9 protein-coding genes are annotated in these 9937 nt (G+C 27.6%); 7 read left to right on the forward strand and 2 right to left on the reverse strand.

All coding sequences use genetic code 11. The features are described from left to right. Window positions 1–267: 267 nt before the first annotated feature. Window positions 268–1338, forward strand: coding sequence for a butyrate kinase (gene buk / locus NNC19_RS22730; protein ID WP_310940987.1), 1071 nt, complete (start codon window positions 268–270; stop codon window positions 1336–1338). 127 nt (window positions 1339–1465) lie between these two features. Continuing rightward, window positions 1466–2248 carry a type I 3-dehydroquinate dehydratase gene (aroD, locus tag NNC19_RS22735; protein WP_310940988.1) on the forward strand — a complete coding sequence of 261 codons (783 nt, stop codon included), beginning with the start codon at window positions 1466–1468 and terminating at the stop codon, window positions 2246–2248. A 105-nt stretch (window positions 2249–2353) separates the two neighbouring features. On the opposite strand, the gene NNC19_RS22740 is transcribed toward aroD, so the two are convergent. Both NNC19_RS22740 and NNC19_RS22745 read right to left on the reverse strand, forming a co-directional pair. Then, entirely contained in the window at window positions 2354–5257 is a 2904-nt protein-coding gene (locus NNC19_RS22740; RefSeq protein WP_310940989.1) for an SNF2-related protein, read from the reverse strand. Window positions 5258–5275: 18 nt separating this feature from the next. Further along, window positions 5276–6736, reverse strand: coding sequence for an MDR family MFS transporter (locus tag NNC19_RS22745; protein WP_310940990.1), 1461 nt, complete (start codon window positions 6734–6736; stop codon window positions 5276–5278). A gap of 194 nt (window positions 6737–6930) precedes the next feature. On the opposite strand from NNC19_RS22745, the gene NNC19_RS22750 reads away from it, so the two are divergent. The 5 genes from NNC19_RS22750 (at window position 6931) to NNC19_RS22770 (ending at window position 9832) form a co-directional block, all read left to right on the forward strand. Next, entirely contained in the window at window positions 6931–7542 is a 612-nt protein-coding gene (locus NNC19_RS22750; protein WP_310940991.1) for a class I SAM-dependent methyltransferase, read from the forward strand. A 26-nt stretch (window positions 7543–7568) separates the two neighbouring features. Further along, window positions 7569–8036, forward strand: coding sequence for a GNAT family N-acetyltransferase (locus NNC19_RS22755; protein WP_310940995.1), 468 nt, complete (start codon window positions 7569–7571; stop codon window positions 8034–8036). A gap of 42 nt (window positions 8037–8078) precedes the next feature. Next, complete coding sequence (locus tag NNC19_RS22760; RefSeq protein ID WP_310940992.1) at window positions 8079–8543, forward strand: GNAT family N-acetyltransferase; 465 nt, start codon at window positions 8079–8081, stop codon at window positions 8541–8543. Between the two features lie 64 nt (window positions 8544–8607). Next, window positions 8608–9231, forward strand: a complete 624-nt coding sequence (locus tag NNC19_RS22765) for a type II CAAX endopeptidase family protein (protein ID WP_310940993.1) — start codon at window positions 8608–8610, stop codon at window positions 9229–9231. Between the two features lie 73 nt (window positions 9232–9304). Beyond that, entirely contained in the window at window positions 9305–9832 is a 528-nt protein-coding gene (locus NNC19_RS22770) for a GNAT family N-acetyltransferase (protein ID WP_310940994.1), read from the forward strand. Window positions 9833–9937 lie beyond the last annotated feature (105 nt).

Below are 9937 nucleotides of genomic sequence, written 5' to 3' on the forward strand. Positions count from 1 at the left end.
AAACGGTCTGTTTGCTATGCAAAATTTTAATAAAAATATTTTTTAATATTTCACTTGACTTTGCTTAGCTGGTCTTTTTTTTTGCAATAATTAACAAGAATTTTTATGGTAAATATCTAAACTTAATTTTTGTATTTTGAATAAAGAAATTTAAGAATAATTGAAAAAATTCAGTCTTTTTATTTATAATATTGGAAATATTGTAGAGAAATTTGGAAATAATAATTAAATGAAATCCAATCTTTTTAAGTTTAAGGAGGAAAAAAGGTGAGTCATAAATTATTAGTAATAAATCCAGGTTCTACTTCAACCAAAATATCCGTATTTGAAGGTGAAAAGGAAATATTTAAAGAAACTTTAAGACATTCTTCTGAAGAAATAGGTAAGTTTAAACATATATCTGATCAACAAAACTTTAGGACAGAAGTTATTTTAAATATTTTAAAAGACAATAGCATAGATATTAAAGAGTTAGATGCAGTAGTTGGTAGAGGTGGACTATTAAAACCTATTAGTAGTGGAACATATATAGTTAATGATAAGATGTTAAAGGATATAAAAGAATGTGTGAATGGAGAACATGCATCAAATCTGGGAGCTATAATAGCAAATGTGATTGCAACTTCTATAGGTAAATCTGCATATATAGTGGACCCAGTAGTTGTAGATGAAATGGAGGAGCTTGCAAGAGTATCTGGGATTCCTGAAATTTCTAGAAAGAGTATATTTCATGCTTTAAATCAAAAAGCAGTTGCTAAAAGGTATGCAAAAGAAAATTCTAAGAACTATGAGGATATTAATATAATTGTTGCACATATGGGTGGTGGTGTTTCTGTAGGTGCCCATAAAAAAGGGAAAATAGTTGATGTAAATAATGCCCTTGATGGTGAAGGCGCTTTTTCGCCAGAAAGAAGTGGAGGAGTTCCATCAGGTGATTTAGCAAGGATGTGTTTTAGTGGAAAATATACTTTAGAAGAGATTTTAAAGAAAATAACAGGGAAAGGTGGGTTTGTTGCTTATCTTGATACAAATGATGCAAGAATTGTTGAAGATGCTGCAATAGAAGGGCATCCAAAAGCAAAATTAATACATGATGCAATGGGATACCAAGTAGCAAAAGATATAGGTGCAGCTGCAGTAGTACTTGATGGTAAGGTTGATGCTATAATTTTAACTGGTGGAATGGCATATGGAAAACCAATAGTAAACTTAATAAAAGGTAAGGTATCTTTTATAGCACCAGTTGTAGTTTATCCAGGAGAGGATGAAATGCTTGCCTTAGCACAGGGAGTAATTAGGGTGTTAGATGGTGAAGAAGAAGTTAAAGAGTATAATTAATACAAATATTTTAAAGATGTTATCAATGCTTTAAGAGTATTGATAACATCTTTATTCTATTATAAATATAAGTTATAATTATTCTAATAAATAATGTTAAATATATTTAGAAACTGGGGCGATTAAAATGAAAAAAGTAGTAACTGTTAGAGATGTTAATATTGGGGAAGGCATTCCTAAAATTTGTGTTCCTATAGTAGGTAAAACTAGAGATGAGCTTATAGAAGAAATTTCTGAACTTAATGATATTGATTTAGATATCTTAGAATGGCGTGTTGATTTCTATGAGAATGTAGAAGATATAGAGTTGGTAAAAGAAACTCTTAAAGATTTACGAAATATTATTGGGAATACACCAATATTGTTCACATTTCGTAGTTTAAAAGAAGGTGGAGAAAAGGAAGTATCTATAGAATATTATACAAAATTGAATAAAGAAATTGCAGCCACTAAACTAATAGATTTAATTGATGTGGAACTTTTTACTGGAGAAGAAATTGTTAAAGATATAGTTAAGTGTGCACAAAATTTAGGCGTCAAAGTTGTAATGTCAAACCATGATTTCTTTAAAACACCTTCACAAGAAGAGATTGTAGCAAGGCTTAAAAGCATGCAAGAGTTAGGTGCAGATTTACCCAAGATTGCAGTGATGCCTAAAAATAAGGCTGATGTATTAGTGTTACTTTCAGCTACTAATGAGATGGTAGAAAAATATGCTAATGGACCAATAGTAACTATGTCTATGGCAGAGGATGGAGTAATAAGCAGACTTTCAGGAGAAATATTTGGTTCTTCATTAACTTTTGGTGCAGCTAAAAAACCATCAGCACCTGGTCAGATAGATGTTAAAGATTTACGTTTAGTGCTTGAAATTTTACATAATAGTATTAATGAACAATCAAAAAAATAACAAGTCAAAAATAATAGACTTGTTATTTTTTTTCATGTTCCTAAGTAATATATTCAAAGGAATATGGATAAAGACTTACAGGTTTTAGGGAAGCCTTTATCTATTTTAATTTCTATCAAATAATTGTAATAAATCTTCTTTTGAAAGACCGTTAAGTAATTTACCATCTTGGAGTTCACCAGTAAGAATATCATTAGTGAGTTCTTTTTTATCTTCTTGAAGAAGGAGAATTTTTTCTTCTATAGTGCCCTTTGCTACTAGTTTAATTACATTCACTATATTTTTTTGACCAATCCTATGTGCTCTATCAGTAGCTTGATCTTCAACTGCTGGATTCCACCATGGGTCAAAATGAATAACTAGATTAGCAGAAGTTAAATTAAGTCCAGTACCACCAGCTTTTAATGAAATTAGAAATACATTTGTAGAATTACTAGAGTTAAAATCATTTACCATGCTTAGCCTATCCTTAGGTTTTGTTTTTCCTTCTAGATGATAGAAATTAATGCTCTCTTTATTTAGGGTTTCACCAATTTTATTAAGTACAGAGGTAAATTGTGAAAATAAAAGAACCTTACCATGAGAATTAATATGATTTTTAATAAGTTCCATGGCAATTTTAAGTTTTCCACTTCCTCCAGAATAATTTTCTAATATAAGTGAAGGATCTAAGCAGATTTGTCTCAATTTTGTTAAATATGAGAAAATCTCAAATTTTCCTTCTATGTTATGGTTGAGAGATTCTTTAACACTTTTTATATAAGTGTTATATATAGACTTTTGAGAAGTTGTCATTTCAACTAAAAATTTCTTTTCTATCTTGTCTGGAAGTTCAGTCATTACATCTTTTTTAGTTCTTCTTAAAATAAATGGATTTATTAGTTTCTTAAGATTTTCCAAATTATCTGTTGTTGATATGAATTTTTTTTCGAATTTCTCTTTTGAGTACAAATATCCAGGCATTACAAAGTCAAATATAGACCAAAGCTCTATTAAATTATTTTCAATAGGAGTTCCTGTTAAAGAAAATTTTATTTTAGCTTTAATTTCTTTTATAACTTTTGTGTTTTTAGATAAAGGATTTTTTATATTTTGCCCTTCATCAATTATACAATAATCAAAAGCAATTTTTTTATATAAATCTATATCCATTCTTAATGTTCCATAGGTGGTTATTATTACATCATATTCATTCATGTGCTCTAGAGGAGTATTTCTTTTGGAACCATGAAATAATAAAATTTTTAAATCTGGAGAAAATTTTTTGAATTCTTCTTTCCAATTATAAATTAGAGATGTTGGACAAACTAATAAGGTCTTTTTATTTTTTTCTGATAATAGAAAAGCTATGGTTTGAATTGTCTTTCCAAGTCCCATTTCATCCGCTAGAATTCCCCCAAAACCTAGTTCGCTAAAAGTCTTAAGCCATTTAAATCCTTTAATTTGATATTCCCTAAGAGCTCCATTAAAGTTACTAGGTATGGATATATTATTAGCGTTTAAATTAGTTAGTTTTTCTTCTATTTCTTCTAATGCTTTTAAATTTTTAATGAATCCTAAATCTTTAAGATTTTCATATAGATATAAAGCTTTGTTTTTTTCTACTTTTATCTTTTCGTTGTCTACATCTAATATTTCAAATAAGTTGAAAAATTTTTTTATTCCATCATCCTCAAAGTCTAAAAAATCATTGTTTTTTGTTTTATAGAACTTATTTCTAGCTTTATAAGCTTTAAAAGCACTATTTAATTCAGAATTTTCTATTTCTCCAATACTATAAATAAAATCATAGTAACCATCTGTATAACATAAATCTGTATTAATACTAGTTGAATTATATATCTTTAAATTCTTAAGTCCAGGACCTAAAATAATATTCCCTAAAGAATAAATACTATTTCTTTTTTTCTTCAATATATTAAAAATGTCTTCATCTTCACCAGAGAATATAAATTTATTATTTATTTTTGTAAAGCTATTTTTTTCAATTTCCATAATTAGCTTTTCTTCTTTTTTATAATCTCTTATAAAGGTGTTTTTACTATTATCTTTCATTAATATGTTGATTTCGTTGTCACCATAATTTAGAAATACATTACAATAAATAGTATCATTCTCTTTAAATATAAAAAAATCAGGTTTTGATAAACTATATGCAAAATTTTTTAAGCTCTCTGCAATATTAACATTTTCTGAGATATTTCCTAGAAGAGAAATTAGTTTATTGTAGTTAGTAATATTTTTCTTATATACAATTTCACCATGATTTTTTAATGATTTATATAAATTTATATAATTTTTAATTTGATTACTTGATGGAAGATAAAGTTCATTTTTAAAGTAATAGACATCATTATTTGGGGTCAAGGAAATAGGAAATTGCTTTTGAGTTGTTAAGATTATTTCTTCATTAAAATCCTTTATATTAAAGGTTAAAGGTAAGTCTTTATGAAAAATTGGAACAGTAAATTCAATATAATCAAATTTAAATTTAATCTTTTTTATTTCTATTTTCTCTAAAAATGATCTTAGTTCATTAGGTTTAAGTATTAGTTTTTCATTTCTTGAAGTTATCTGAACTTCATAATATAATGAGTCTTTTCCTGCTTTTCGAATAAGTTTAGCAGTTTCATTAACTTCTAATTTTTTATCTTCTTTAATAGATTTTTCCGTAGTATTGTTTTGATTCTTTGATAAAAGGCTAAGAAATTTATAAGATGTAGCAGTTATATGACTACACTTTATGGTGTACCCACTTGAAACAAATTTTTTAAATTCAGCACAAGAACATTCTAAACCTTCTAGTTTTTTCTTTTGAAGATTAATTTTTATGTGAGTATTAAATTCTTTAGTATTACTCTTAACTCTTCCATAAACATGATATATGTTATCTATTTTTTTGCCTTTAAAATAAGTAACTAAGCCATTATTAAATGCTTTTTCTCCTTCTTTTTTCATTGCAATAGATGTAGAATTAAATAATATTGCTTTCAATTCATTTTGCTTCAAATGATCACCTCCAAATAGTTAAACAGATTTTGTTTTTTCTTTTCCTTTAACTTGGGGCATTACTAATGATAAAACTAAAGCGAGTATAGATATAATCATAAGTATTATGAATAGAACATGAAGAGAACTATTCAAAGAAAGCTTAATTTGTTCACTGGTAACAGCAGCATTTACAGTAGAGGAACTATAAAGATTGCTTGGATCTACTCCTGTAATGCCAATGTTAGTAAAATATTTAACTATATATAAATTAAAGATACTACCAAATACACTTACACCAATTGTTTGTCCGAGTGTTCTAAGAAGAGAATTAGTAGCTGTAGCAGCTCCTCTTTTATCATAACCTACTGATTCTTGAATTATTATAGTTAAGGTTGTAAAAGCTCCACCAAATCCAATACCCATTATAAAGATATAGATTAATACTATCAATAATGGTGAATTTATTCCTAAAGTAGGCAAAAATATTGTACTTATAAGTAGAAAGATGTTAGATATTATTGTTATAGTTTTTCCACCATACTTTATTATACATTTCCCTAAAATAATTGAAGCTATAAGCCAAGAGATTGACATTGGAGCAAGAGCTAATCCTGACACCTTTGCACTAAAGCCTAATACATTTTGAATATATAGTGTAAGATAAACATCTGCACCTATTAATATGCCTGAAAGTAAGAAACTTATTATGTTTACAACTGTACTTGTCTTTGTAAATATATCAAAAGGAACAATTGGTTCTTTTGCTTTTCTTTCTATTTTGTAGAATGCAAATAATAATATAATTGTTATAGCACTTGATAATACAATAAAGATACTGCTAACATTACCATTTTTAGATGATAAAAATATATTTAAGAATACAAGCATTGCTAAAGATAAAGTCGCAATCCCTGCAAAATCTATAGTGTGTTTTTTTCTTTCAAAGTTTTCTTGCAGATTTCTTTCAAGTAGTACAAGTGATAATATCCCAAAAGGAATGTTTATGAAAAATATCCAATGCCAAGAAAGATTATCTATTAAGATTCCTCCTACAAATGGGCCTATAAGACTTGCTATTCCCCACACAGAACTTATACTTCCTTGAACTTTTGGCCTTTCTTCCATAGTAAATACATCTCCAATGATTGTATATGTAACAGTGAACATTGCTCCTGCACCTAATCCTTGAATTGCACGAGATACAATTAGCATGTACATATTTTGAGATAAACCACATAAAAAGCTTCCAACTAAAAATATTATTATTCCTATGGAAAGTATATTTTTTCTTCCATATAAGTCTGATAATTTTCCATATACAGGAGTAGAAATAGCAGAAGTTAATAAATATACTGAAAAGACTGAGCTTATTATTTCAAAGCCTTGTAAATCCTTAACTATAGTTGGAATAGCTGTAGTGACAACTGTTCCTTCAACTGCACCTAAGAACATGGCTACCATTAATGCTATTACTATATTTTTTTTTCTTGAATCCATTTTTAAAATCACATCCTTAATATCTCTTAGGTAAATCTATATAAGATTCTATAAATATATATTTGGCAATCTATATTATACAACATAGAATAAACATTTTGTTATAAAGACATAATTTTTGCAAGTAGGAAATGTGATAAAATATATTTTATGGTAAAATATACGTAATAATATGAGCATTTTGGGGGTGCAATATGAATTTTTCAATTAAACAAACACAATTATATAAGTTTTTAAATTATTGTAATGAGTATAATTTTGAGAAAACTGTACTTGACTGTGGAGCAGGAGGAGATAATCCACCTCTTTATATTTTTGAGAAAGCAGGATATAAGACATATGGTATCGAAATTAGTGATTCACAATTAGAAAAGGCTAGAAGTTTTTCAAATCAAGCAGGAGTAAATCTTAACATATCAAAGGGAGATATGAGAAAACTATCTTTTGAAAACCAATCTTTAAGTTACATCTATTCATACAATTCTATATTTCATATGAGAAAAAAAGATATACAAAAATCAATAAATGAAATAAAAAGAGTACTAAAACTAGGTGGACTATGTTGTCTAAATTTTCTTTCTCTAGAGGATGCAGATTGTGGGACAGGAAAAGAATTAGGTAAAAATGAATTTTTGCAAATGGAAAGAGGAGAGAAAGTTATCCATTCTTACTTTGGTATTGATGAAGCTGAAAGTTTTTTTAGTGATATGAAGATTATATATAAAGAAAATAGAGTAATAGAAAGAATGTATGAAGGTAATATGATTAAACAAGGATATATAGATTACATACTTGAAAAGATTTAATACATCAGGAGTAAAATTTGATATTTATGGATGGTGAGTTGTTTTTGAATATTATTAAAAAGAGTCCAAGTGATCCAGATGCAGTTATTTTAATAGATGAATTATCTAAAAGTCTAGAATCTATTACAGGTAATAGTGGAAGGAATTCATTTAATTCAGATGATGTGTGTATTCCACGTTCACTATTTGTAGTTGCCTATGATGAAGAGGGGCAAGCAGTAGGTTGTGGAGGGATACGTCCTATTAGTGAAAATATTGCTGAAGTTAAAAGGATGTTTGCAAAAATAAAAGGCAGAAGAGTTGGTTCAGAGATTTTATTCCATTTAGAAAAAAAGGCTATAGAAATGGGATACTCTACACTTTGGGTTGAAACACGCTTGGTAAATGAAGGGGCAGTATCATTTTATAAAAGCAGAGGGTATAAGCAAATATCAAACTATGGTAAGTATGCTGGGAATTTAGAAGCTATTTGCTTTGAGAAGAAGATAAATTAGAGTTAAAATCAAGGGGCTGTAAATGGAGGGGTAAACTAAATTATGAAAATTAAATTTGAAAAGGCAGTTATAGAGGATGCAGAAGAAATAATTAAAGTCAGAAATAAGAGTTTTTATAAAGACTATGTTAAGTATGGAGGATGCCCTGGGTACAATAATACAAAAGAAAGTATGGTTAACATTATTTCAAATACAAAAGATAGATGGGTTTTTAAAATAATATCTAATAATGAAGTAATAGGAAATATTAGTGTAAAAGATAATCATGATAGTACCTATTATTTAAGTTGTCTTTGTGTTATACCAGAGTATGAAAACAAAGGAATAGGACAAGATGCCATCAGGTTTATTGAAGATAAATTTCCTAATGCAACCATCTGGACTTTAGAAACTCCAGCAGATAAGGAGAGAAATCATTATTTCTATAAAAAATTAGGGTATAGAATTGTTAAGGAATACTTAGATGGTACTGTTAAGGTAGTATTATTTGAAAAGAAGGTTTGTTAGAGAAAATTTCTAATATAGATGATTTTATGATAATAGTAAGTGAGGGAAGAGAATGAAGGAGTATATGAAAAAATTAATAATTCCAATTTTATGGGAATGGTTGTTTATTATATCTTGTTTTGTTTTACCAGAGAAGCATTATCCATATACAAACTTTCTATTTTATTTAGGAATTATTATTTATTTTATATTAAATGGAGAATTTAGTTTTAAAGAATTAAAATACAACATAAATAATGGAAAAAAGTTTTGGATACCTGTATTTGTAACAATTCTATTTTTAATTTTAGCATTTGGAGTAAGTTATTTACCTGAAATGTTTTTCCATAATTTAAATGAAGGAATGATAAATTTAAGAGTTAACACTTGGAGTGGTGTTCTTTTATTTGTAGTTTCTACTATAATATTTCCACCTTTAGCAGAAGAAATGTTCTATAGAAAGGCAATAATAAGCTTTAAAAATAAGAAAACATTATATATATCTACTATCATAAGCTTATTTTTATTTGCAGTAGAACATTCGCTTAGTTTGTATGGAATATTTATGGTAATGATTTGGGGAATTCCTTTTAGTATTTCTTTTATAAAAACAAAAAATATGTATGTACCTATGATGGCACATTTTATTGTTAATTTAATTGGAAATGGTAGTACTGCAATTATTATGATAATCCACTTATTAAAATAAATTGGTTCATGTTAAATAATACTTTAGTTTTAAAAAGTTAAGAGGCAACATAATAAAAGGAGACCAGTAGAGTATGAAGACACCAAAGTTAGAAACAAATAGATTAATATTAAGACCTTTCTGTATAGAAGATGCTAAGGAAGTATTTGATTGTTGGGAAAGTGATCCTGATGTAGCAAAGTACATGTTTTGGACAAGTCATAATGATATAAATAAAACAATCAGTTGGATTAGAGAAGAATTAGGAAAGATAGATGATGATGATTGGTATAGATGGGCAATTATATCTAAGGAAACCAAAGAATTAATTGGAACTGGAATAATCTATTTTGAAGAAGAGTATAAGAAATTTGAAATAGCATATAATTTAGGAAAAAAAGCTTGGGGATTTGGATATACAACTGAAGCTATGGAGGAAATTATAAAATTTGCTAAAGAGAAGTTAGGAATAAAAGAAATAATGGGTAGACATGCAAAGGAAAATGTTGCTTCGAGTAATGTATTGAACAAGCTAATGTTTACCTTTATTAAGGACATACCGTATGAATGTAATGGTGGGAAAAATTCATATGAGGGTAAAGAGTATATTTTAAAGTTATAGAAGATAAGAATTATGTGTAGTGAGTAAGAAAGGGGCTGTCGCACTAAATAATTAGTGCACAGCTCATTTTTGTGAAAAAAATAAACCCCAGATTCTACAAATCTG

The organism is Clostridium sp. SHJSY1 (genome assembly GCF_031626875.1).
Taxonomy (GTDB): domain Bacteria; phylum Bacillota; class Clostridia; order Clostridiales; family Clostridiaceae; genus Clostridium.